We start from the raw sequence: 24,176 nt of genomic DNA, 5'->3' as shown, positions 1-24,176 counted from the left end.
AAGTACATTTGCGAGAATTTTATTCACTTGCTCTAGTGCTTCTAACGTAGTCGATGTAACATATAGCGCTGTTAATTAAATTTACTCTAATAGGACTTCCATGCGCGAGTACGCTGTTTTTACTTCGGAATCTGTAAGCGAAGGTCATCCTGATAAAATGGCTGACCAAATCAGTGATGCTATTTTAGATGCGATTTTAAAAGAAGACCCATATGCACGGGTTGCTTGTGAAACATTAGTAAAAACAGGTGCGGTGGTACTTGCAGGTGAAATCACAACAACTGCAAATGTGGATGTCGAAGCAATCGTACGCCAAACAGTAAATGGCATTGGTTATCATCATTCAGATTTAGGCTTTGATGGTTCTACATGTGCTGTTATCAATATGATTGGTAAACAATCTCCAGAAATTGCTCAAGGTGTAGACCGTCAAAAACCAGAAGACCAAGGTGCAGGCGACCAAGGTTTAATGTTTGGTTATGCAAGCCGTGAAACTGATGTTTTAATGCCTGCACCAATTTCTTATGCACATCGTTTAATGGAGCGTCAAGCGACTTTACGTCGTAACGGACAACTCGCATGGTTACGTCCAGATGCCAAGAGCCAAGTGACGTTTGCCTATGAAAATGGTCGCCCTGTGCGTTTAGAAGCAGTTGTACTGTCTACACAGCACGACCCTGAGATTAGTCAATCACAGCTTAAAGAAGCAGTCATTGAAGAGATTATCAAGCCTGTTATTCCTGCAGATATGTTCTCTGAAAGCACCAAGTTCCATATCAATCCAACAGGTAAATTTGTGATTGGTGGTCCTGTTGGCGATTGTGGTTTAACAGGTCGTAAAATTATTGTAGATACTTACGGCGGTATGGCACGTCACGGTGGTGGTGCGTTCTCAGGTAAAGACCCATCAAAAGTAGACCGTTCGGCTGCCTATGCAGGACGTTACGTTGCAAAAAATATTGTTGCTGCAGGTTTAGCAGACAAATGTGAAATTCAAGTGAGTTATGCCATTGGTGTTGCAGAACCTACTTCAATTTCAATCAATACCTTTGGTACAGCAAAAGTTGAAGAATCTTTAATTATTGCACTTGTACGTGAGCATTTCGATTTACGTCCATACGGTATCACACGTATGCTAGACCTTATTCAACCAATGTACCAACAGACTGCAACTTATGGTCATTTTGGTCGTGAAGGGTCTGACCATGCCTTTACATGGGAAAAAACAGACAAAGTTGAAGCACTTCGCCAATCTAGCGGACTGTAAGTACATAAAAGCCCGCACGATGCGGGCTTTTTTATAGGATCAAAATATGCAACTGATTAACAAAGGTGGCTTTAGAGAACGTGCGAACCGTAGCCGTAAATATAAAGATTCGGAAAATAAAAATACCGTACTCGTGCCAAATACATACAATAAGCCTGATACAGAAAAGCAACCGCATATAAAACAAACAAATTAAGTATTGTTTTAATGCAAGTTCACTTATCATGGTGAACTTTTGTTGACTAGGATGTGGTCATGCCCTTAGAAACCGTGAATTTAGCACTTTTTTCTTTGATTAATGCCACGCCTCATGCCTCTAGTTTATCAATACATGTTGCAACCTTTATTGCACAAGACCTACTTTATATCTTAGCTTTGCTTCTTGCATTTTTGTGGTGTCAAGGTAATAAAGCGATGAAAGAGCGTGCTTTAAAAGCTGTTGTGATTACTGCAATTGGTTTAAGCATTAGCTTTTTTATCTCTACGTTATTCTATCATCCACGCCCTTTTGCTATGCCTATTGGACAAAACTACCTTGCCCATGCTGCCAATGGCTCTTTTCCAAGCGATCACATGCTCATTTTTAGCACTGTTGCTTTTTCCTACCTTTTTTCTGGGCGTAAAATAACAGGAAGTATTTTATTATGCTTAGCGTGGTGTGTCGCTTGGTCACGTGTTTATTTAGGTGTTCACTTCCCATTTGATATGATTGGCGCATTTATTTTTGCGTTTTTACTTAACTGGGTGGGTTATCGTATTTGGCAACATTACGGTATATATCTATTCAAAATTACCTTAAATATTTATTATTATGTGCTTGGATACTTTGTATCAAAAGGCTTCATTCGTTAAACATACGTTACAACATTCACGCTTTAGATTTAGCTATAATAAGTCGATGTTGGAATTCTTAATGTATAGGATTTTTATATAATGAAAAATACGCAACAAAATCAGAAATCGCCACATTTGTTGCTAAATTTGAGCATGATTGCGTTAGAAACTTTTTATAGCTTTATTTTTAGCCATGATGATGTTGTAAAACAACACGCTCAGTATTTTATACAGCAACAAACCGTTGTTAAGGTTAATTTATATATTCCTTATCTTAATTTTTATGTCAGATTTACTCCACATGGTTTACTTTTTGATAGTGAAGCACCCACTCAAAAGCCGCAGTTAGAAATAAGCAGTACGTTATTTGGCTATACCCAAGCATTTTTATTGGGTAACAAGCGTGGTTTACGTGGTATTAAAATTTATGGTTCACAACAAGAAAAAGACCAATTTAGAGACCTTCTCTCACAACTTGCACTGCCTCATTTACTCAGTGATTGGCATAAATGGTTTCTATCATCACCTAATAGCGAAGTAACTGCTTCAAAAAATCGTATTCAGCCTTTACTCGAAAAAATTGATTATCAGCGTTCAAAAATTAACTCTTTGCAAGTAGATGTTAAAAAATACCGTAATCGCTTACAAAATTTAAAGCGTCAACAACGACTGATTAATATCAGTTTTAGCATTATTATTGTTCTATTACTTGGCATAATTTTGTATCATTATTTTATGAATTAAAAACTTGACTATTTTAGTCAGGATTCTTAAAATTTACCTATCTAGTCTTAACATGTGTATCGAATCATGCGCTTAACTACTCGCGGTCGCTACGCAGTGACTGCTCTACTTGATTTAGCTTTGCAGCCATCTGAACAAACGATCACGCTTGCCGAAATTGCAGCTCGCCAGACCATTTCAGTTGCTTATCTCGAGCAGTTATTTGCTAAGCTTAAAAGACATGGTTTAGTTTCGAGCGTTCGCGGTGCCAACGGTGGTTACCACCTTGCTAAACCCGCTGATGCCATTACAATTTTAGAAATTATTGAAGCTGTAAATGAAACAGTAGATGCAACTCGTTGTGACCATAAAGGAAATTGTCAAAACGGTGCAATGTGTCTTACTCACGATTTATGGCGAGACCTTTCTCACCACATTGCCGACTATTTAGCAAAAATCACATTGGCAGACATGCTTGCGCGCGAAAATGTACAAACCGTTGCACTTCGCCAAAACTCAAACCAATATGATTCGTTACTTGCGGCTACAGGTATATAATATGAAACGTCCGATTTATCTTGACTATGCAGCAACCACACCTGTGGATCCTCAGGTTGCTGAACGCATGATGGAATGCTTAACCTTTGATGGTACTTTTGGTAACCCTGCGTCACGCTCTCACGCATACGGTTGGCAAGCAGAAGAAAAAGTAGAATATGCACGTGAGCAAGTGGCTAACCTGATTAAAGCAGATCCACGCGAAATTGTATGGACATCGGGTGCAACAGAATCTGATAACCTTGCACTTAAAGGAATTGCACAGTTTTATGGCTCAAAAGGTAAACACATTATTACCAGTAAAATTGAGCATAAAGCAGTCTTAGACCCTTGCCGTGAATTAGAAGATCAAGGTTTTGAAATTACTTACCTTGAGCCAGAACCACAAACAGGTTTAATTACACCTGAAATGGTAGCTAAAGCATTACGCCCAGATACGATTTTAGTTTCACTAATGATGGTGAATAACGAGATTGGTACTGTCACTGACGTTGCTGCTATTGGCGAACTTACACGTGCGAACAAAACTTTTTTCCATGTAGATGCCGCTCAAGCTGCAGGTAAAGTAGAAATTGATCTTAGCACAATGAAAATTGATCTGATGAGTTTCTCAGGTCATAAAGCATATGGTCCTAAAGGGATCGGTGCACTTTATGTTCGCCGTAGCCCACGTACTCGTTTAAAAGCTCAAATTCATGGCGGTGGACACGAACGTGGTATGCGTTCAGGTACACTTGCAACCCATCAAATTGTAGGTATGGGTGAAGCATTTGAACTTGCAGGTAAAAACTTAGTTGCAGAACAACAACGTTTACGCATATTGCGTGATAAACTTTGGAATGGCTTACAAGGTTTAGAGCAAATATTTTTAAATGGTCACGAAACACAAAGTGTAGCGAACTATTTAAATGTAAGCTTTAACTTTGTTGAAGGCGAGTCTTTAATGATGTCGCTCAAAGATGTTGCTGTATCAAGTGGTTCTGCATGTACATCGGCAACGCTTGAACCATCATACGTCCTACGTGCGCTTGGTTTATCTGATGAACTTGCACACAGTTCAATTCGTTTTAGCTTTGGTAAATATACAACTGAAGAAGAAATTGATCATGTGATTGCAATTACCAAAACTGCGGTAGAAAAGCTTCGTGCACTTTCACCACTTTGGGATATGTACCAAGACGGTATTGACCTTTCTACTGTTGAATGGGCAGAACACTAATAACACCCAGGTTAAACCCTAGGTTTGGAGTAAAATCATGGCTTATAGCGATAAAGTAATTGACCATTACGAAAACCCTCGTAACGTTGGTGTATTAGACAAAAACTCAGAAAACGTAGGTACAGGTATGGTGGGTGCACCTGCTTGTGGCGATGTGATGCGTTTACAAATTCAAGTAAACCCTGAAGGTATTATTGAAGAAGCACGCTTTAAAACGTATGGCTGCGGCTCTGCAATTGCTTCAAGTTCATTAGTTACAGAATGGCTTAAAGGTAAAACACTTGACGAGGCACAAGCAATCAAAAACATTGATATTGCAACTGAACTTGCATTACCTCCAGTAAAAGTACACTGTTCTGTACTTGCTGAAGATGCAATTAAAGCGGCAATTGACGACTATCGTAATAAAAAAACGAACGTATAACGGTATATAAGGAGTTTTCATGATCAATTTAACAGAAAATGCTGCCACTCATATTAGCAATTACATTCAAAATCGCGGTAAGGGTGAAGGTATTCGCATTGGGGTGAAAACTTCTGGCTGTTCTGGCTTAGCTTATGTACTTGAGTTTGTAGACGAAGTTGACGAACATGACCAATTATTTGAGCAACGTGGCGTTAAAATCTTTGTAGATCCTAAGAGTTTAGTTTATCTCAACGGTTTAGAAATGGACTATGTAAAAAATGGGCTAAATGAAGGCTTCGAGTTCAACAATCCAAATAAAAAAGGTGAATGTGGATGTGGCGAATCGTTTACGATTTGATCCCTAAACATTTGTCTTTTACGCTTAATAAAACAGTGATTTTCACTGTTTTATTAACATTTACTGTTGGAAAAATAAAATGAACTATTTTGAGCTATTTGAACTTCCTGTTTCTTTAGATATAGACCAAACGCAATTAAAAGCAAATTTTCTGAAATGCCAGCAACAATATCATCCTGATAAATCTGCAAATAAAGAAGAAGCGCTTATTCGCTCAAGTGAAATTAATCAAGCATATAAAACATTAAATATACTTGATAGTCGTGCAGCTTACTTACTTACCTTAGTACAACAAGATCAAGACTTGGAACAGTCTATTCATGATCTTGATTTTCTTCAAGATGCACTAGAGCTTCGCGAAGCAATTGAAGAAGCTCAAACAGCCTCTGAGCTCAAAATACTGAAAGATCAAATTCACTCATCAACTCAACAATTGGTTGAAACATTTAAAAATCAATACAATCAACAGCAATGGCATGAGGCACGCGATATCGTTCGTAAACTTAAATTTTACCAACGGGTTTTAAATGATATTGATCAAGCTGAAGATCGTTTATTTGATGATAATTTTGATTTAGACGACGAATTTTAATTTTTAATAAGGATACGACATGGCGCTTTTGCAAATTGCAGAACCAGGACAATCGCGTGATCCCCATCAACACCGTACAGCTATTGGCATTGATTTAGGAACAACGCATTCCCTTGTTGCTACTGTTCGTTCTGGACAAGCTCAAGTCTTGCAAGATGATCAAGGGCGTGTATTGTTGCCTTCTATTGTTCACTATGGTCAAAAGCCAACAGTTGGATATCAAGCAAAAGAATATCTAACAACTGAACCACAAAATACAATTGTTTCTGTAAAGCGCTTTATGGGGCGCGCCAAAACAGATATTAAATTTCAACATCCTTATGTTTTATCTGGGCATGATCATCAAATGCCGAGTTTTCAAACGGTACTTGGTCAAAAAACACCAGTTGAAATTTCATCCGACATTTTAAAAAGCTTAAAAGTACGTGCCGAACAAAGTATCCAACATCCTATTAATGGTGCTGTAATTACTGTACCTGCCTACTTTGATGAGTCACAGCGCCAAGCAACACGTGATGCAGCGCAATTAGCAGGTTTAAATGTTCTACGTTTATTAAATGAACCCACTGCAGCAGCGGTTGCATATGGACTAGATAAACAACTTACACATGATCAAAACTATGTCATTTACGACCTTGGCGGTGGAACATTTGATGTTTCGATATTGCGATTTACTCAAGGTGTCTTTGAGGTTTTAGCAACAGGTGGACATACAGCACTTGGTGGTGATGACTTAGACCGTTTAATTGTTAAATGGGCAAAAAAACAGCTTAATATTGATACGTTAGATAATGCTCAGTATGCACATGCCCTCATGGCAGCACGTCAAGCTAAAGAACAGCTTTCTGAACAAACAAGCGTTGAAATCACGATCTTACAGCAAACTTTAATTTTAGACCGCAATTCGTTTGAACAAATCATTAAAATTGCACTAGATAAAACACTTCAAGTATGTCAACGTGTTTTAAGAGATGCAAAACTTGATTTAAACGATATCCAAAATGTAGTTTTGGTGGGTGGCTCTACTCGCTCTTACGCTGTACAAAAAGTCGTAGCACAATTTTTTAATCAAACCCCATTATGTACCATTAATCCTGATGAAGTCGTAGCGATTGGAGCAGCAATCACAGCAAACCAATTGGTTGGTAATGCACAAGAAGATGCACTTTTGCTCGATGTCACACCACTGTCATTGGGTTTAGAAACCATGGGTGGATTAGTAGAACGTTTAATTTCACGTAATACTGCTATTCCTGTAGCTCGCCGCCAAGAATTTACAACTTATCAAGATGGACAAACTGCCATGTTGATTCATGTTGTACAAGGTGAGCGTGATTTGGTGGAGCATTGCCGTTCTTTAGGACGTTTTATTTTGCGCGGTATTCCACCTATGACTGCTGGACAAGCAAAAATTGAGGTAACGTTTCAAGTTAATGCAGATGGTCTTTTATCTGTTTCTGCAAAAGAGCTTACTTCTGGTGTAAATGCTCATATTGATATCAAACCTTCTTACGGTCTATCTGATCAGGATATGGAACGTCTATTAGTAGAAGGCTTTGAATTTGCCGAAGAAGATAAGCACCTTCGTGCATTACAAGAAGCAAAAGTAGAAGCGCAACGCGAAATTGAAGCACTTACACAAGCGTTAATTGCAGATGCCAACCTTCTTACACAAGTACAGCAAGATAAGCTTGAATCGGCAACACAACTTCTTTCAGAAAGTCTAAAACATACTGACTTAGATGCCATTGAAAAAGCATCGCAACAGCTCAAAAAATATAGTGATGCTTTTGCAGCATTACGTATGAATCAACACATTGACCAAGCCTTAAAAGGCACTAAACTAGATGATTGGTCTAAATAATAGGTAATTCTTATGCCACGTATTAAAGTTCTTCCTCATGCCCAAATTTGTCCAGAAGGTGCTGAATTTGAGGTAGAGAAAAACACAAATTTATGCGCAAGCCTACTTAAAAATGGGATTAAAATTGAACATGCTTGTGATATGTCATGCGCATGTACAACCTGTCATTTAGTTGTTCGAAAAGGTTTTGACAGTTTAGAAGAAATGAATGATGTAGAAGCTGATTTACTTGATCGTGCTTGGGGCTTAGAACCTGATTCGCGCTTATCTTGTCAAGTAATTGTAGAGGATGAAGACTTAGAAGTTGAAATTCCAAAATATACAATTAATCATGCATCTGAAAATCACTGAAAATATTACTCCTAGGATTCTTTCTTAGGAGTAATTTCAATAACTTCATCTTCCAATCCTAATTTTGCCACTCCATCTTCTGTTGTAATACTTTGTTGAAGTTTTAAACGTTGAATCGTCTTTTCTAGAATTTTAACTAAACGCTCATATTCAAAATGTTGTACTTCTTTTAAATTTAATAATAGATGAAAACCTTTATACTCATAATCAAACCACTGTTGAATATCACTCTCTAAACCAGTATAACGACCAATTACCTGCCATGTTTGAATCGGCTCGCGTACCCCTTTTAAGCTTAATTTCTTTTTAGGTAAACAAATAAAATCATTGTTAATACGTTGATATGTGGAATCAGCAATTAAAATTTCATCTACATTTGCTGCCGCCTGTAATCTTGCTGCTAAATTTACATCATGACCAATAAGTGTATAAGACATACGGTAATCAGACCCATAGTTCCCCACGTGACAATATCCCGTACTGATTCCCATGCGAATATGTAACTCAGGAAAACCCATCTTTTTCCAACGTTCACGTAAAATATGCATTTGTTGACGCATACTAATTGCCATTGCAACACAGCGTTTAGCATCCTCATCCGTTCCATGTGAATATGGATCACCAAAGAACATTAAAATCCCATCACCAATAAATTTATCTAAGGTAGCTTCATGCTTTTTTGCAATTTCGGTCATATGACTTAAATAGTCATTTAATACAAAAGCTAAATCATCGGGAATAAGTTTTTCTGCAAGTTCAGTAAATCCTTGAATATCTGAAAAGAAAACGGTCATCTTTTTTCGCTTATATTCAATTTTAGCTTGGGTTTCCCCACTCATAATTGCTTGCCAAAGTTGCCTTGGCGCATATAAACTTAATTGGTTTGAAAATTGAACATAACGATTCATTTGTTCTTGATAATACGTTTTTGTAGTTTCTAAATCAGTGATTCGCTTTTTTAATAAAAATACACTTAAAGCTGCACATAGCATAAAACAAACAAAGCTATAAACAACAAATTTAAGTTCACCAACTGCAAAATAATTCTCAAACCCAAAAAAGAAAATGGCATTTAAATAAATAACTAAAATGCCAGCAACAAATGCTAAGCTTGAAACAGTAAATAAAATTTTAGATGCATATTTTAAATAGCTTAAACTTAATACAATTAATGCAGAAAATTCAATACTACAATGCACTGCAGATAATGCGACACCTGCAACAATTGCATCTAGAATAAATAAAACTTGAGTAGCATAGTATTTGTTAAATTTTTTTTTAATTGTGTAGTAAAGTCGAATTGATACCAAAAATGCAACGATGGCATAAATTGGTACAATTGCATGCTCTATCTCAAAGGGTACGGCAAAATAATAAAGAAGTACCCCTAAACACAGTATAAAATATGCTGTAAAACGATAAAGGCTTTCTACGAAAAAACGTCCCAAAGACATTTTATGAACCTAAATTAGTCCATTCTCCAATCAAATGGCATATCACCCTGTCCACGTAAAGCAAGCATTAACGTTTGGCGCATATGTGCTAAAACTTCGTTGTTGTAGGGTACAGCTTCGTTACCCCAAACAGGTTTTGGCCAAGCCATATCATTTTGATAGCGTACAACATGATGAAAATGTAACTGTGGCACCACATTACCTAACGCAGCAACATTCATTTTATCAGCACGAAAAACCCGAGAAAGTTGACTTGATAGCCAGCTTGATTCGCGTAAAAATTGTTCTTGGTCTGCTTGGCTTAATTCGTATAATTCTGTAACGCCTGGTACACGTGGAATTAAAATCAACCACGGAAACTGCATATCATTCATTAAACGACACGTTGATAAAGGAAAGTCACCAACAAAAAAAGTATCTTTGGCTAATTGTGGATGTAGACTAAACATATCTTTATTAATCGTCAAAATAAGTGTTCATCAATACTATCATATCCATATTACAATGAATATCTTTGATATAGCCTCCTGCTATTCTTATCAATGTTCAATAGTCACTTGCGTATAATCAAACACTAATCCTATTTCAACATTCTAAATCTTTTGCCGAGCCCATTTTAAACTTCTATAAATGCAATATTGAATATCTTTGTGCTATTGCTATTTTTTCATATGATACAGCCGTAAAATATAAATCTTTGCTTTTAAAGCATGGTTCAAACTCTTTAGAAATTTCATCATCTATGTAACATAATCAACCAACATAAGTACAAATTTTTGCACTTATGTGGTCTTAGCCTTCCTATCAGTTTATACCTATTTGTTTCAACAGTTGTTGCACAAATTCAATACGCTTATCGTATTCTTCAAGCTGAACCATTACTTTAAGACGTTGCCCCCCTTCCATACGGTAATGATTGGGTTGCTTTTGCATCATCTGAATAATGGTCATTGCTTCAACCGTTGTTTCAGGTGAAAAATCTATATAACCGCCCTGAGTATTAATATCAATCTTGGTAATACCCAAATGCTCTGCCATTAAACGGATCTGATGAATGCTAAACAATTGTTTAACAGGCATCGGTAATAAGCCAAAACGATCAATGAGTTCCATTTTGATATTATTGAGTTTATCTTGTGCATCTGTACTGCTAATTCGTTTATAAAACATCAACCGTTGATGCACATCACCTAAGTAATCATCAGGAATGAGTGCAGGCATATGTAAGTTAATTTCTGCAGTAAGACTCAACGGCGCATCAAAATTTGGTGTTTTACCTTTTTGAACCGCTTTAGTGGCTTTTTCAAGCATTTCCATATATAGGCTATAACCAATGGCTTGCATAGAACCACTTTGTTTTTCACCTAACAAGTCACCTGCTCCACGGATCTCTAAATCTTCAGTAGCAAGCATAAACCCTGCACCTAAGTTAGATGCACGCTGAATGGCATCTAAACGCTTCTCTGCATCACCTTTCAACCCTTTAATGGATGGTACAAGCAAATAAGCATATGCTTGATGGTGCGAACGTCCCACACGCCCACGAAGCTGATGTAACTGTGCTAAACCTAACTTATCGGCACGTTCCATAATAATGGTATTGGCATTAGGCACATCAATCCCTGTTTCTACAATAGTAGAACACACCAATACATTAAACTCTTTGTGATAGAACTGTTGCATGATGTGCTCAAGCTCTTTTTCGCGCATCTGCCCATGTGCCACAGCAACACGCGCCTCTGGCACTAAATGACGAATATTTTCAGCAGTACGTTCAATGCTATCCACTTCATTGTGTAAAATATAGACCTGACCACCACGTAATAACTCACGTAAAATTGCTTCTTTTACGGTGGCATCTGTTTGTTCTTGCACAAATGTTTTAACCGCTAAACGACGTGCAGGCGGCGTCGCGATAATAGATAAATCACGCATCCCACTAAACGACATATTGAGTGTACGAGGAATTGGCGTTGCTGTAAGGGTCAGCATATCTACATCGGCACGCAACGCCTTAATACGCTCTTTATCACGCACACCAAAACGGTGTTCTTCATCGACAACCATTAAACCTAAATCTTTGAACTGCACATTTTCTTGTAAGATTTTATGTGTACCAATTACAATATCAACTTTACCATCAGCTAAATCTTCTATTACACGTTGATGGGCTTTATTCGAACCAAAACGTGACAAGACTTCCACACGTACTGCAGTATCGGCAAAACGGTCTTTAAACGACTCATAATGTTGTTGGGCAAGTAATGTTGTTGGTACAAGCACTGCCACTTGTTTGCTATTTTGCACAGCAACAAATGCCGCACGCATCGCCACCTCAGTTTTACCAAAACCAACATCACCACAGACCAAGCGATCCATTGGACGTGCTTGTTGCATATCATACAATGTGGCTTCAATGGCATTGGCTTGGTCTAGTGTTTCTTCATAAGCAAAACTATTCGCAAAATGACGATACGCCTCTTGATCAATTTCAAACGCAAATCCTGGTTTAGACTGACGGCGTGCTTGAATATGTAAAAGCTCGGCTGCTACATCATGTATTTGCTCTAAGGCTTTACGCTTGGCTTTGCTCCACGCTTCCGTACCTAATTTGTGAAGTGGAGCTAGATTAGGGTCACCACCACTATAACGGCTAATCAAATGTAAGTTAGAAACAGGTACATAGACTTTCGCATCATCAGCATAATTGAGTTGTAAAAACTCATGTTCTTGATCATCAATGGTCAGCGTCATTAAACCTGCATAACGCCCAACCCCCTGATCAATATGTACCACAGGTGCACCAATACTCAGTTCAGTTAAGCTTCTAACCAAAAACTCTTCAGAAATTTCCTGCTGACGTTTTTTGCGACGTTGCACAACTCGGTGTTCATATAACTGATTTTCAGAAATTACCGAAAGTTGATCAGTAATCTCTAAACCACGATCTAAAGGGGCACTTGTAATCGCTAATTTCTTTTTAGAGCTGATAAACTCTTTAAAAGAAGTAACTTGAGGAATATCCCCTAAACTTTTACGCAATGCATCTTTAAGCGTTTCTCTACGTCCTGCACTTTCTGCCACCAACAATACAGCTTGCTGAGCTTGTTTAATATATTGCTCTAATTTGGCAAATGGTTCATCTAGCTTTGCATCAACAGGAAATTTTTGTGGTATCTGTGTAGGTAAGTTTACAACCCCTGCTCGATCGTCAAAACTCTCTTCAGACACAACAATACGTTTAAATGTATTTAGTTGTCCAAGCGTATCTTGCGGTTGTAGAAATAAATGATCAGGTGACAAAATAGGTTGATCTACATTATGCCGACGATCCTCATAACGCGTTTGCACCTCTTGCCAAGACTGCATCAAAGTGTCTTCTAACGCTGTATGACTGACAATCATCGTATCAACAGGCAAATAAGCCGTAAGACAACTTTGTGTCATCTCTTGTGCAGTAAAAAAAAGCGGGAAATAAAACTCAATCCCCGATGACGAAATACCCTCAAGTACATCTTGATAAATTGGGTTTTTTTTAGGATTTGCACGTGGAAACTGCTCAGCATAACGATCTCTAAATGTAGACCGTCCCTCTTTTAACGGAAACTCTTTGGCAGGTAATACTTTAAACGCATCAAGGTTTTGTGTTGTACGCTGTGTTTCAGGATCAAAAAACTTAAGCGTATCAATCTCATCATCAAACAAATCTATACGGATAGGTGCTTCTTGCCCTGATGCATACACATCCATGATGCTACCACGTACCGCAAACTCACCATGGTCATAAACTGTATCAACAAGATGATAGCCCGCTTGAATCAGTTGTCTTTTTTGTTGTTCTAAATCAAATTTTTGCCCAACTTGAATGTCAAAATGTGCCCCTTTTACCCAACTATAAGGCGCAACACGTTGCATGAGCGTATTTGCTGTCACTAATAATACGCCTTGAGTTGGCATATTCGATAAAATTGCCAAACGCTCAGAAATAATATCTTGATGGGGTGACAAACGATCGTAAGGTAAAATTTCCCAATCTGGAAAAACGGTAGGCTCTATACCATAAAAACTGAGTTCACTTTCTAATTGTGCTAAATGTTGATTATTTTTTGCCACCATCACTAAAAGCTGTGAAGTATTTTGAGCAATTTCTTTAAAAAAAAGTGACCCTGCCGAACCGACTAGTCCACCTACCCAACGTTTTTCGTTATTTTTAAGCTGTTTAAGCGCAAGGGCTTGAATCTGTTTTTCAAACATAAATACAAGATTTAATTTAAAGACTATCGCTAGATAGTACCATGCTCCCTTTTGAATCACATCAGATTTAGCATAAATACTAACCACTACAATTTTGATTAAATGATGCGTATTGCTTTTTTATTTAAATCTTCTATACTTTTTTTAGCATCTCAACACGTTCAAACCCTGATAAGGGTTGACTTCAACGCGATGTTTCATCAAAATATCGCACTTGTTTACGGGCTGGTTAAAACGAATTAAGTAGTTTTCAGCCCGCCCAGACCAATCTAATTCAAGGAGTGCAAGAGTGGCAAACTCTGCTCAGGCAAAAAAACGTGCGCGTCAAAACGTTAAAGCGCGTCAACATAACGCAAGCTTGCGTTCTATGGTTCGTACTTACATCAAACGTACTTTAAGTGCGATTGCTGCTGGTGATCATGCTGTTGCTACAGAAGCTTACAACAAAGCTGTACCTGTAATCGACCGTATGGCTGATAAAGGCATCATCCACAAAAACAAAGCTGCTCGTCATAAGAGCCGTTTAAATACTCAAGTTAAAGCATTAGCTAAATAATTTGTAGTATGAAAAAAGCCTCTTTTTAGAGGCTTTTTTTATGTAAAGCGTTAAATGCAATTGTTCTTTGGATTTCTGAACAATATGCAATAAACCCTGCATTAAGCAATGTATCTCTTTGATTATATATAAAAGGTTCGTTTTGTAAGCTGACTAAGCCCCCTCCAATACTTTCAAGCAACCCTTGACCCGCGCTCGTATCCCACTCACTGGTTGGATGAAACCTCGGATAAATATCAATTTTTCCTTCTAACATCAAACAAAATTTATAAGCACTGCCTGCTTTGATCAGTTCTACGGGCTCATTTAAATTTTGAATAAATTTGTCATACTGATCTTTTACACTACGGTAGCTAATGCCAATATGCAATTTCTCGTTTTGCTTTAATTCATCAAACTCAAACCACTGCCCATCGTTATATTTAAATGGTTTTTGCTGTTGATATCCAATGTATAATGTCTGTTCTACAGGAATCATAATCGCTGAAAAAATAGTTTTTCCTTTTTCAATTAAACTTAAATTAATTGTAAATTGATCACGCTTCGCCAAAAATTCTTTCGTACCATCTAAAGGATCCAATAACCAACATTTTTTCCAATCTTGCCGTTGTTGATTATCTTCTTCTTCAGAAATAATCGGAATAGAAGGCGTTAATTTTTGAAGTTCTTTTAAAAGAAATTTATTTATCGCTAAGTCCGCTTGTGTCACAGGTGATAAATCTGATTTTTCATAAATATTAAAATTTGCTCCTATTTTGTATGTTTGATAATGCTGTAAAGCTATAAGAGATGCCTGTTCTAATAATTTTTGAATTTGGACAATAAAATCATCATTTGGTTTAAAAACTGGGCTAAACATAGTTAATTTTTCATCGCTTTCTGTTAAATTAATATAAACGCAATTTAAGTAAAATAGAAAATGAAAAAACTAATCTTTCTTCTTTTGATTCCAACTTCTGTGTTTGCTGCACCATCAAATATTCAAGAAAAAATGAAAATTTGCTCTAAAATTTATGATTTAGCAGAAAAGGTTATGCTATCTCGTCAAGATGGTGTACCAATCAGTAAAGCCTTAACACCCGTTTATCAGCAAAAAAATGCTGATGTACAAAAATTACATAACGATATTATTGTTGCTGCCTATAAACAACCTATTCAGCAAAAAGATAAACAACTTCTTAGCCAAAATTTTGCCGAAAAATATGCAACCACTTGCCTTGAACTCGCAAGTAAATAAAAGGAGTAATATGGAAACACAACGTATCGATAAATGGTTATGGGTTGCCCGCTTTTTTAAAACTCGCTCACTTGCTAAAGCAGCTATAGAAGGCGGTAAAGTCCACCATCATAATGATCGAGTAAAAGTATCTAAAGAAGTGCGTATCGGAATGCAATTTACTATACAGCAAGGGTTTGATAAAAAAACTGTCACTGTGTTAGCTTTGAGTGCACAACGTGGGGCAGCTCCTATTGCTCAAACCTTATATGAAGAAACAACTGAAAGTATTGCAAAACGAGAGCTTATGGCATCTGAGCGTAAACTTCATAATCTAGCAAAACCAGACTATCGTCCAAGTAAAAAAGATAGACGCCAAATTCATAAATTTAAACAAGATAATTGGACATATAGTGATGATATTTAGTGCGACACAAACTGTCGCATTGGTTCAAAATAGGCTAGAGAAACTCAAGTAAATCTGTCAATATAAGCACCATAAAACATGAACATTTGAGGTTGTTAAATGGATGAGAATAAAAGTAAAGCTCTAAGTGCTGCTTTAAGCCAAATTGAAAAACAATTTGGTAAAAACACAGTAATGCGCTTAGGCGAGAATACCGTTCAAGCAGTCGAAGCAATCTCAACAGGTTCTTTAACGCTTGATTTAGCTTTAGGTATTGGTGGTTTACCCAAAGGACGTATTGTCGAAATTTATGGTCCTGAATCATCAGGTAAAACAACCATGACATTACAAGCCATTGCAGAATGCCAAAAAGCTGGCGGTACATGTGCCTTTATCGATGCTGAACATGCGCTAGACCCACAGTATGCACGTAAGCTCGGCGTAGATATTGATAACTTACTCGTTTCACAACCTGATAACGGTGAGCAGGCACTTGAAGTTGCAGACATGCTGGTGCGCTCTGGTGCGGTAGATTTAATTGTTGTCGATTCTGTTGCAGCCCTTACCCCACGTGCAGAGATTGAAGGCGAAATGGGTGACTCACATATGGGTCTGCATGCACGTTTAATGAGCCAAGCTTTACGTAAAATTACAGGTAATGCAAAACGCTCTAACTGTATGGTCATTTTCATTAACCAAATTCGTATGAAAATTGGTGTTATGTTTGGTAGCCCCGAAACCACAACAGGTGGTAATGCACTTAAGTTTTATGCATCTGTACGTCTAGATATTCGTCGTATTGGACAAGTCAAAGAAGCTGATGAAATTATTGGTTCTGAGACCAAAATTAAAGTTGTGAAAAACAAAATGGCGCCTCCTTTTAGAGAAGCACTTTTCCAAATTTTATACGGTAAAGGTGTCAACCATTTAGGCGAAGTAATTGATCTAGCAGTTCAAGAGAAAATTATTAATAAAGCAGGAGCTTGGTATTCTTATCAAGGTAATAAAATTGGGCAAGGTAAAAATAATGTGATTCGCCATTTAGAAGAACATTCTGAGATTGCCCAAGAGGTAGAAAAGCTTATTCGTGAAAAACTACTTACACCTGTCATTATTGAAGAAACTGAAAGTGAACCAGCTGAGTTTGTTGAAAATTAAATGAGAACGCCCTACGGGGCGTTTTTTACTATGATGAAAAAACCTAAAGATATTATCCCTACGCTTACGGGGTCAAAACTTCGCTCATACGCCTATGCCGTACTTACAAAACGTGAGTATTCAAAAGCAGAGCTTATTGAAAAACTTTGTTTATATGCAATTGATCGAAACGAAGTCATTGAACTTGTTGAGCAATTAGCTGAATATAATTATCAGAGTGATGAACGTGTAGCTGAAATGGTTGTAAGAAGCCAAATTCGTAAAGGTAAGGGACCACAACGTATTAGACAAACTTTACAACAGAAATCTATTAATCTTGACTATGTGGCTGATGAGCTTAATCAAACCAATTGGCTTGAAGAAGCCTATAAGTTAAAAATTAAAAAATTTGGTGTGGAAGCGACTAAAGATCCAAAACTCAAGGCTAAACAAGTGAGATTTTTACAATATAGAGGTTTTGATTTAGATATTATTATGAAAGTAGTTAATTTAGAAGAATTAGAATGGTGATGACCCTACTAGCAAAAACTCGGCACATCATAGTTTTGCTACCGTTGCTACCTTCCGGTCCTGGCGGGGTTCACAAAGTACAATTGCGAGATAACCAGCAGGATCATCATTACAACGCCAAGTATAAAGATTTTGTTTTTCTTTGCAAGATAAACTTAAGTTATTTGGCTATTAATGCAACACTTAATCGAACTTTTACAATTTGTAAAAAACAACTGACGCTTATAGAATAAAATCAACCTGTAATGCCGCACATTCGGATAACTCTATGCAATTTTTAAAATATAATACCCTTGGTTTACTTGCTTTTATCTTTACAACTACACATGCAGCACCTATTGAAAATGTTAATTTAAGTGAAAATTCTTCTCAAGTAATTACAACTGCTACCCCTACAGCTCCAACTAATTTAAATTGGGATTTAATGCAAAAAAATGAAAAATTAGAAGAAGATATAAGAAAACTACGTGGTACGTTAGAAGAACACGATCAACAGATTGACCAACTCAAAAAAGAATTAGAAAACCACTACACAGATTTAGACCAACGCTTACAACTTTTAGAACAAAAACCTGAAGAAAACTCAGAAAATATCAATGAAGCAGATGCAGGTAATGCAGGTAATGCAGGTAATGCAGGTAATGCAGGTAATGCAGGTAATGCAGGTAATGCAGGTAATGCAGGTAATGCAGGTAATGCAGGTAATGCAGGTAATGCAGGTAATGCAGGTAATGCAGGTAATGCTAAAGTAACAGCAAACGAAAAGAAACCGCTTTCAGAAAAAGATGCTTATACCGTTGCATTAGATGCTTATAAACAAGGTGGAGCTGAGCAGGCAATTAAACCGATGAAACGATTTATACAAAATTATCCTCAAAGCCCTTACATTGGTAATGCACATTTTTGGTTAGCAGAATTTAATTTAGCGATTACACCCGCAGATTATAATGAAGCAAAAAAGAACTATGAAATTGTTGTAAAGCATTTCCCTCAATCGGCTAAAGCACCTCATGCTTTATACCAACTGTACAGTATAGAAAAAGATGTAGATCAAAATACTGTTTCAGCAAACTTATACAAACAGCAACTCTTAAAAAACTATCCTAAATCACAAGAAGCAGGATATTTAAAATAAAAAAGCTAAACATTAACTGTTTAGCTTCTTCTATTTATCGGACAATACCACGTTTTGATTGTTCGATAGAATCTATAAAGAGTTGTACTTCAGAGGCTTTGGGTAAAACCTCTTCTCGAATACGTTCAAGCGCTTCTTTGGTTGTTAAACCATCTTTATAAACCAATTTAAATGATTGACGTAATGCTAAAATTACTTCTTTTGACCAGCCTTTACGTTTCATACCTTCGACATTCAAGCCAAATGCATGCGCTGGGTTACCAGATGCCATAACATAAGCAGGAACATCTTTTAAAATAAGTGATGCACCACCAATCATACTATACGAGTCAATTTTACAAAATTGATGAATACCTGAATTACCACCTATAATAACATAATCACCAATATGTACATGACCTGCAACACCCACATTATTTGCAAACACATTATGACTACCTACTTGGCAATCATGAGCAATATGCGTATTCACCATTAATAAATTATGGTTTCCAATGCGTGTAATGCCTTCATCTTGTACCGTACCACGGTGTAAACTTGAATGTTCACGGATAATATTATTATCCCCAATTTCCAACCAAGTTTCTTCACCCTTATACTTTAAGTCTTGGCAAATTTCACCAATACTTGCAAATTGGAAAATCTCGTTATTTTTTCCAATACGTGTATATCCTGCAACGACTACATGTGCATGTAATTTAGTACCCCTACCAATTTCTACATTTGGACCAATAATACAATATGGACCAATTGTCACATCTGCTGCAATTACAGCAGACTCGTCAATAATGGCAGTGGGATGAATATTGTTTATATTACTCATGCCTACTCTATACTTTTTGATGAGAAATAATAATTTCAGCTGTAGTTGCTACAATTCCATCTACTGATGCTGTACAACTATATTTATAAATACCGCGCTTTTGCATAACCAATTCAGATTTCAACTCTAATTGATCACCTGGTACAACTTGCTTTTTAAAACGCACTTTTTCTGCACCAGCAAATAAAAAGAGTGAACCTGGTTCTGGTTTAACACCATTCATCACAAAACTTAAAATGCCAGAGATTTGAGCAAGGGCTTCAATAATTAAAACACCTGGCATAATTGGATATTCTGGAAAATGTCCTTGTAAGAACTCTTCATTCATAGATACATTTTTATAGCCAACGATTTGGTTATCTGCAATATTTGTTACACGGTCTACCAATAAAAATGGATAGCGATGTGGTAAATATTCGCGAATTTGCTGGATATGCATTGGTAATTCAGGAGTTTTTAATTCAGTCATAGTACTATTTACGCGTTTTTAATGTTGATTCAATTGACTCAATCTGAGTTTGTATATGATCTAAGCGTTCACTCAACTTAGTCAATGGCACATCTGCTAATTGTTTTAAACGAACTACAGTTTTATGCCAATGTCTATTTTCTAAGAAGCCAGTACCTGAAGAATAAGTTCCTGGTTTTGTAATACTTTTTGTTATCATTGTCATACCTGTCAATGTAACATTATCTGTAATCTTCAGATGCCCAGCAACACCACAGCCACCAGCTAAAATACAATTTTTTCCAATTATTGTACTACCCGCTATGCCCGATTTAGCTGCAATTGCAGTGTTTGCACCAATTTTTACGTTATGTGCAATCTGTATAAGATTATCAATAATAACCCCATCTTCTATAATTGTGTCATCTAATGCACCACGGTCAATACTACAGTTCGATCCAATTCTGACCTTATTGCCTATTTTAACAGATCCTAATTGTGCTATTCGATGCCATTGTCCTTGATAAGGTGCGAAGCCAAAACCCTCACCACCTACCACCGTATTTGCATGAATACGTACTTCGTTTTGAATTTTTGTAAAACCTGTAATCACAGTATTTGAGTCGATAAAACATTGTTGACCAATTTCAACGCCTTGATCAATTTTTACATGCGCCGCAATGTATGTATGATCACCAACAACTGCATTTTCTTCTATTACTGTATAGTGCCCAATGTAGGCGCTTTCTGAAATTATGGCAGAAGGATGAATTTTTGCAGTACTTTCAATTCCTGTTTGAGTTTTTTTAAGCTCAAAAATATGTGTAAGTATCGAAAAAGCCAAATAGGGATTTTCTACAATGATAAAGTTTTTTTGTTTTAGTAGAGGTTGTAATTCTTTCGTTATAATAAGAACCCCTGCTTGAGATGCTTCTGCTTGATCAATATATTTTTGACCATTTACAAAAGAAATTTGACGATTTGTTGCATGTTCTAAACTAGCTAGACCATGCACAATAAAGTCTGATTGACCCACTAACTCACCTTTTACAAGATGAGCTAGCGTTTGTAACTTTTGTGGTTGTTGATTCATAGATTACTTAGTTGCATTCACCTTTTGAATCATTTTATCAGTTAAATCACTTGTGTTGTCATATGCAAGTACAGCATTTTTGTTTAAAACAAGGTCAAGATTATTCTCTTTGCGTAATTGATCAGCAGCTTGCTGTACACGAGTGGTAAAATTTTGACTTGTAAGTTGAGAAGTTTGCTGTACTTTTTGTTGTACAGTTTGTTCTAACATGTTCATTTCACGCACTTTAGCTTCATACTGTGTCTTTAGCTGTTGTACTTCATTTGGTTTTGCATTAGCGGCTTTTTCTTGCAATGCTTGTAATTCACTTTGCAGCTGCTCCGCGCGTGTTGCGTTTGGCTTTACTGTTTGTTGTAGTGTTGCATTTTGCTGTTTTAAATATGTACTACTTTCAACAACGCGTTGCATGTCTACAATACCGTAATTTGCTGCCGATGCTATCGTTCCGATTGCTGCCAATACACTTGCAACTAATAATTTTTTCATTACGTTTATATCCTTTTTAGAAAGTACGACCAATTTGGAATTGGAATGCTTGGGTTTCATCATTAGACTTTTTATTTAATGGATAAGCATAACTGATTGATAAAGGTCCGATCATCGTGTTCCACGTTAACCCAACACCTGCACTATAACGCAGGTTACTCAAATCAAACTCGTTGTTCTGCTTACAGTAAGATTTACCATTTACTAATGTAGTGCCATCGTAGAAGTCTGAAATATTTTTGCACTCTGTGTCATATACTTGCCCACCCTCTACAAACAATGTAGGGCGTAAGTTACGTGCCCAATCCCCTTTAGAAGGTACAGGTAAAATTAGCTCAGCACCAAACTGAACAAGCGCATTACCACCTACTGCATCTTTGTTAGAATCTGAAGTTTGATTAGTACTATAGTATTGCCCCGGATAGCGTGGCCCTAAAGTATTATCTTCGTAACCACGTACAGACCCCCAACCACCTGCATAGAAATTTTTCCAAAATGGTAAATCATGTCCATAACCTAACTTACCATACCCATGCAACCCAAAACCTTTACCAATTGGGAAAAACAACTGCCCACTGTATGTTAGTTTTTGATAATCTGCATCACTTCCTGGTGTTGCAATTTCTAAGTTTACTGAATGCAGTTGACCTGATGTTGGAAACAAGGGTTGGTTTAACGTATTAAAAGACCAACCTAAATTAGCTAAATAATTTAAATATGTTCCAGAATAAATTGGTACACCATCATCAGAGCTCTGCTTACCATCGTGGTTCATTAGATAACCACCGTAAGCTACAGACCCATATGCATCTGTGGTGATTTTATTTTGTTCTATACCTATAGATCCACTAATACTTTGATTCTCATCAATTGGATAGGAAAGACTTGTACTTGCCCCTAATGCTTTAGAGTAGTAGTCGCTTACATGATAATCGCTATAGGGTTTTGTTTCACGGTAATAAACATTATAACCTGCACTAATACCATCAATAGTAAAATATGGATCTGTTACAGATAAGTTATAGTAGGTTGAATACGATGAACGTGTAAAATCAAACCCAATACTGTTACCTGTACCTAAGAAGTTTGATTGGTTAATTCCCGCTTGGTATGTAATACCACCACTTTGTGAGTAACCTACAGCTAATGTACTGCTACCTGAATGTTGCTCTTCAACATTTACATCTAAATCCATCGCATCAGATGAGTTAGCAATACGAACAGGTTTAATGGTAATATTTTTAAAGTAACCTGTGCGTTGTAAGCGTACTTTAGAAAGTTCAATTTTTTCGTTACTTGCTAAAGCACCTTCCATTTGACGCATTTCACGACGCAATACTTCGTCTGCTGTTTTTGTATTACCTGTAAAATTAATACGACGAATCGTAACTTGTTGTCCCGGATTAATATAATAAACCACGTTTACAACTTTATTATCGTTATCAATCTGTGGTACAGCATTTACTTCGGCAAAATAATAACCTGCATTACCATACTTACGTAAAAGTAGATTTTTTACTGCATCAATTTTTGCCTGCGAATAAATTTCGCCTTCTTTGTAAACTTGTACAGACGTCAACTCTTCTGGTTTAAAGAGAGTATCGCCTAAAAATTTAGTCGTACCTACTTTAAATTGCTCACCTTCACTTATAGATAAGTTAATAATAACTTTTTGTTTATCTTTACTGATATTTAGGTCTGAAGAATTAATTGCGAAGTTTGCATAGCCATTGTCTAAATAAAGTGCACGCACTGCATCTAAACTTGCAGCCATACGTTCTTTAGCAAACTTATCGCTACTTGATAAAATAGAGTACCATTTTTTTTCTTTTAATGCGAATGCTTGTTTAATGTCACTATCACTAAAAACTTTATTTCCAACTACATTAATATCAATGACTTTTGCAGCTTTACCTTCTACAAAATTAATTGTTACATCAGCACGGTTATTAGGGCGTGGTGTTGTTTCAATTTTAACATCAGCCGTATAACGACCTTGTTGAATATATTGTTGCTCAAGCTCTGTTTCAATATTTTGTAATGTTGCTTGCTTTAGAACTTCACCTTCAGCAAGTCCCATTTTTTTGAGACCTTCTTGTAAAGCTTCTTTTGGAATGAGTTTATTGCCCTTGAATTCAACTTTTGAAATAACAGGACGCTCTGCAACTTTAAAAATTAACGTTCCATTTTCTTGTTCTGAAGCTTGAATATCATCAAATAAACCTGTGTCATATAAAATATGAATGGCATTATTCAAGCTCATTTCATTGACACGGTCACCTGTTTTAATTGGCAACATGCTTGCAACATTTGCAGGAGTTAAACGCACTAAACCATCAAACTGAATGTCACGTGCGATAAAATCATCTGCCGCATAGACTTGTTGTACTGCTGCCATCGCACTTACAAGTGCCAAAGGCATAAAAATATGTGTATGACGCATGCCTATTCTTTCCACTAAGTTG

The 24,176-nt window shown here is 36.8% G+C and carries 26 protein-coding genes and 1 other RNA gene; 17 read left to right on the top strand and 10 right to left on the bottom strand.

Features of this window, described 5'->3' with window-relative positions:
- Window positions 1-100: 100 nt before the first annotated feature.
- The 11 genes from metK (at window position 101) to fdx (ending at window position 8,172) form a co-directional block, all read left to right on the top strand.
- Window positions 101-1,267 carry a methionine adenosyltransferase gene (gene metK, locus PCI70_RS01545; protein ID WP_269913588.1) on the top strand — a complete coding sequence of 389 codons (1,167 nt, stop codon included), beginning with the start codon at window positions 101-103 and terminating at the stop codon, window positions 1,265-1,267.
- A 46-nt stretch (window positions 1,268-1,313) separates the two neighbouring features.
- Window positions 1,314-1,463 carry a hypothetical protein gene (locus PCI70_RS01540; protein WP_269913587.1) on the top strand — a complete coding sequence of 50 codons (150 nt, stop codon included), beginning with the start codon at window positions 1,314-1,316 and terminating at the stop codon, window positions 1,461-1,463.
- Between the two features lie 59 nt (window positions 1,464-1,522).
- The gene (locus PCI70_RS01535) at window positions 1,523-2,119 is read left to right on the top strand and encodes a phosphatase PAP2 family protein (RefSeq protein WP_269913586.1); all 597 of its coding nucleotides are present in this window, start codon (window positions 1,523-1,525) and stop codon (window positions 2,117-2,119) included.
- 81 nt (window positions 2,120-2,200) lie between these two features.
- Window positions 2,201-2,845 carry a hypothetical protein gene (locus PCI70_RS01530; RefSeq protein WP_269913585.1) on the top strand — a complete coding sequence of 215 codons (645 nt, stop codon included), beginning with the start codon at window positions 2,201-2,203 and terminating at the stop codon, window positions 2,843-2,845.
- Window positions 2,846-2,911: 66 nt separating this feature from the next.
- A complete protein-coding gene (locus PCI70_RS01525) occupies window positions 2,912-3,382 on the top strand; it encodes an Rrf2 family transcriptional regulator (RefSeq protein ID WP_269913584.1) in 471 nt (156 codons plus the stop codon).
- Between the two features lies 1 nt (window position 3,383).
- A complete protein-coding gene (locus PCI70_RS01520; RefSeq protein ID WP_269913583.1) occupies window positions 3,384-4,601 on the top strand; it encodes an IscS subfamily cysteine desulfurase in 1,218 nt (405 codons plus the stop codon).
- A 37-nt stretch (window positions 4,602-4,638) separates the two neighbouring features.
- A complete protein-coding gene (gene iscU / locus PCI70_RS01515) occupies window positions 4,639-5,025 on the top strand; it encodes a Fe-S cluster assembly scaffold IscU (RefSeq protein ID WP_269913582.1) in 387 nt (128 codons plus the stop codon).
- Window positions 5,026-5,044: 19 nt separating this feature from the next.
- Window positions 5,045-5,365: an iron-sulfur cluster assembly protein IscA gene (iscA, locus tag PCI70_RS01510; protein ID WP_269913581.1), complete on the top strand. Its 321-nt coding sequence runs from the start codon at window positions 5,045-5,047 to the stop codon at window positions 5,363-5,365.
- A gap of 79 nt (window positions 5,366-5,444) precedes the next feature.
- Window positions 5,445-5,957: a Fe-S protein assembly co-chaperone HscB gene (hscB, locus tag PCI70_RS01505; RefSeq protein WP_269913580.1), complete on the top strand. Its 513-nt coding sequence runs from the start codon at window positions 5,445-5,447 to the stop codon at window positions 5,955-5,957.
- 19 nt (window positions 5,958-5,976) lie between these two features.
- Window positions 5,977-7,821: a Fe-S protein assembly chaperone HscA gene (gene hscA, locus PCI70_RS01500; RefSeq protein WP_269913579.1), complete on the top strand. Its 1,845-nt coding sequence runs from the start codon at window positions 5,977-5,979 to the stop codon at window positions 7,819-7,821.
- A gap of 12 nt (window positions 7,822-7,833) precedes the next feature.
- Entirely contained in the window at window positions 7,834-8,172 is a 339-nt protein-coding gene (gene fdx / locus PCI70_RS01495; RefSeq protein WP_269913578.1) for an ISC system 2Fe-2S type ferredoxin, read from the top strand.
- A gap of 11 nt (window positions 8,173-8,183) precedes the next feature.
- On the opposite strand, the gene PCI70_RS01490 is transcribed toward fdx, so the two are convergent.
- From PCI70_RS01490 to mfd, 3 genes are all read right to left on the bottom strand, one after another.
- Entirely contained in the window at window positions 8,184-9,626 is a 1,443-nt protein-coding gene (locus tag PCI70_RS01490) for an adenylate/guanylate cyclase domain-containing protein (RefSeq protein WP_269913577.1), read from the bottom strand.
- Window positions 9,627-9,640: 14 nt separating this feature from the next.
- Window positions 9,641-10,075: an HIT domain-containing protein gene (locus tag PCI70_RS01485; protein WP_269913576.1), complete on the bottom strand. Its 435-nt coding sequence runs from the start codon at window positions 10,073-10,075 to the stop codon at window positions 9,641-9,643.
- 355 nt (window positions 10,076-10,430) lie between these two features.
- The gene (gene mfd / locus PCI70_RS01480; RefSeq protein WP_269913575.1) at window positions 10,431-13,880 is read right to left on the bottom strand and encodes a transcription-repair coupling factor; all 3,450 of its coding nucleotides are present in this window, start codon (window positions 13,878-13,880) and stop codon (window positions 10,431-10,433) included.
- 289 nt (window positions 13,881-14,169) lie between these two features.
- On the opposite strand from mfd, the gene rpsT reads away from it, so the two are divergent.
- Window positions 14,170-14,436, top strand: coding sequence for a 30S ribosomal protein S20 (gene rpsT / locus PCI70_RS01475; RefSeq protein ID WP_269913574.1), 267 nt, complete (start codon window positions 14,170-14,172; stop codon window positions 14,434-14,436).
- 25 nt (window positions 14,437-14,461) lie between these two features.
- On the opposite strand, the gene PCI70_RS01470 is transcribed toward rpsT, so the two are convergent.
- Complete coding sequence (locus tag PCI70_RS01470; protein ID WP_269913573.1) at window positions 14,462-15,295, bottom strand: 3'(2'),5'-bisphosphate nucleotidase CysQ family protein; 834 nt, start codon at window positions 15,293-15,295, stop codon at window positions 14,462-14,464.
- Window positions 15,296-15,355: 60 nt separating this feature from the next.
- Between PCI70_RS01470 and PCI70_RS01465 the strand changes: the two genes are divergently transcribed.
- The 4 genes from PCI70_RS01465 to PCI70_RS01450 all read left to right on the top strand — a co-directional run bounded on the left by PCI70_RS01465 (window position 15,356) and on the right by PCI70_RS01450 (window position 17,726).
- A complete protein-coding gene (locus tag PCI70_RS01465; RefSeq protein WP_269913572.1) occupies window positions 15,356-15,673 on the top strand; it encodes a hypothetical protein in 318 nt (105 codons plus the stop codon).
- 10 nt (window positions 15,674-15,683) lie between these two features.
- Window positions 15,684-16,079, top strand: a complete 396-nt coding sequence (locus PCI70_RS01460; RefSeq protein WP_269913571.1) for an RNA-binding S4 domain-containing protein — start codon at window positions 15,684-15,686, stop codon at window positions 16,077-16,079.
- Window positions 16,080-16,178: 99 nt separating this feature from the next.
- Entirely contained in the window at window positions 16,179-17,216 is a 1,038-nt protein-coding gene (recA, locus tag PCI70_RS01455; protein ID WP_269913570.1) for a recombinase RecA, read from the top strand.
- A 30-nt stretch (window positions 17,217-17,246) separates the two neighbouring features.
- Window positions 17,247-17,726, top strand: coding sequence for a regulatory protein RecX (locus PCI70_RS01450; RefSeq protein ID WP_269913569.1), 480 nt, complete (start codon window positions 17,247-17,249; stop codon window positions 17,724-17,726).
- Window positions 17,727-17,729: 3 nt separating this feature from the next.
- Here PCI70_RS01450 and ffs read toward each other — a convergent pair.
- Window positions 17,730-17,826, bottom strand: an RNA gene (ffs, locus tag PCI70_RS01445) — signal recognition particle sRNA small type.
- A 168-nt stretch (window positions 17,827-17,994) separates the two neighbouring features.
- Here ffs and PCI70_RS01440 point away from each other — a divergent pair.
- Window positions 17,995-18,861 carry a YbgF trimerization domain-containing protein gene (locus PCI70_RS01440; protein WP_269913568.1) on the top strand — a complete coding sequence of 289 codons (867 nt, stop codon included), beginning with the start codon at window positions 17,995-17,997 and terminating at the stop codon, window positions 18,859-18,861.
- Window positions 18,862-18,895: 34 nt separating this feature from the next.
- Here the strand turns inward: PCI70_RS01440 and lpxA are convergent, their stop codons facing one another.
- From lpxA to bamA, 5 genes are read right to left on the bottom strand one after another with little or no spacing between them, the layout of a single operon-like run.
- A complete protein-coding gene (lpxA, locus tag PCI70_RS01435; RefSeq protein WP_269913567.1) occupies window positions 18,896-19,684 on the bottom strand; it encodes an acyl-ACP--UDP-N-acetylglucosamine O-acyltransferase in 789 nt (262 codons plus the stop codon).
- 7 nt (window positions 19,685-19,691) lie between these two features.
- A complete protein-coding gene (fabZ, locus tag PCI70_RS01430) occupies window positions 19,692-20,153 on the bottom strand; it encodes a 3-hydroxyacyl-ACP dehydratase FabZ (RefSeq protein WP_269913566.1) in 462 nt (153 codons plus the stop codon).
- Between the two features lie 4 nt (window positions 20,154-20,157).
- Window positions 20,158-21,225 carry a UDP-3-O-(3-hydroxymyristoyl)glucosamine N-acyltransferase gene (gene lpxD, locus PCI70_RS01425; RefSeq protein ID WP_269913565.1) on the bottom strand — a complete coding sequence of 356 codons (1,068 nt, stop codon included), beginning with the start codon at window positions 21,223-21,225 and terminating at the stop codon, window positions 20,158-20,160.
- Between the two features lie 3 nt (window positions 21,226-21,228).
- Complete coding sequence (locus tag PCI70_RS01420) at window positions 21,229-21,711, bottom strand: OmpH family outer membrane protein (protein ID WP_269913564.1); 483 nt, start codon at window positions 21,709-21,711, stop codon at window positions 21,229-21,231.
- 16 nt (window positions 21,712-21,727) lie between these two features.
- On the bottom strand, window positions 21,728-24,154 hold the full coding sequence (bamA, locus tag PCI70_RS01415; RefSeq protein WP_269913563.1) for an outer membrane protein assembly factor BamA: 2,427 nt from the start codon (window positions 24,152-24,154) through the stop codon (window positions 21,728-21,730).
- Window positions 24,155-24,176: the final 22 nt, after the last annotated feature.

The organism is Acinetobacter sp. HY1485 (genome assembly GCF_027568475.1).
In the GTDB taxonomy this organism is placed as follows: domain Bacteria; phylum Pseudomonadota; class Gammaproteobacteria; order Pseudomonadales; family Moraxellaceae; genus Acinetobacter.
The sequence above is the reverse complement of the archived record's forward strand: the minus strand, read 5'-3'. Positions and strand labels throughout refer to the sequence as shown.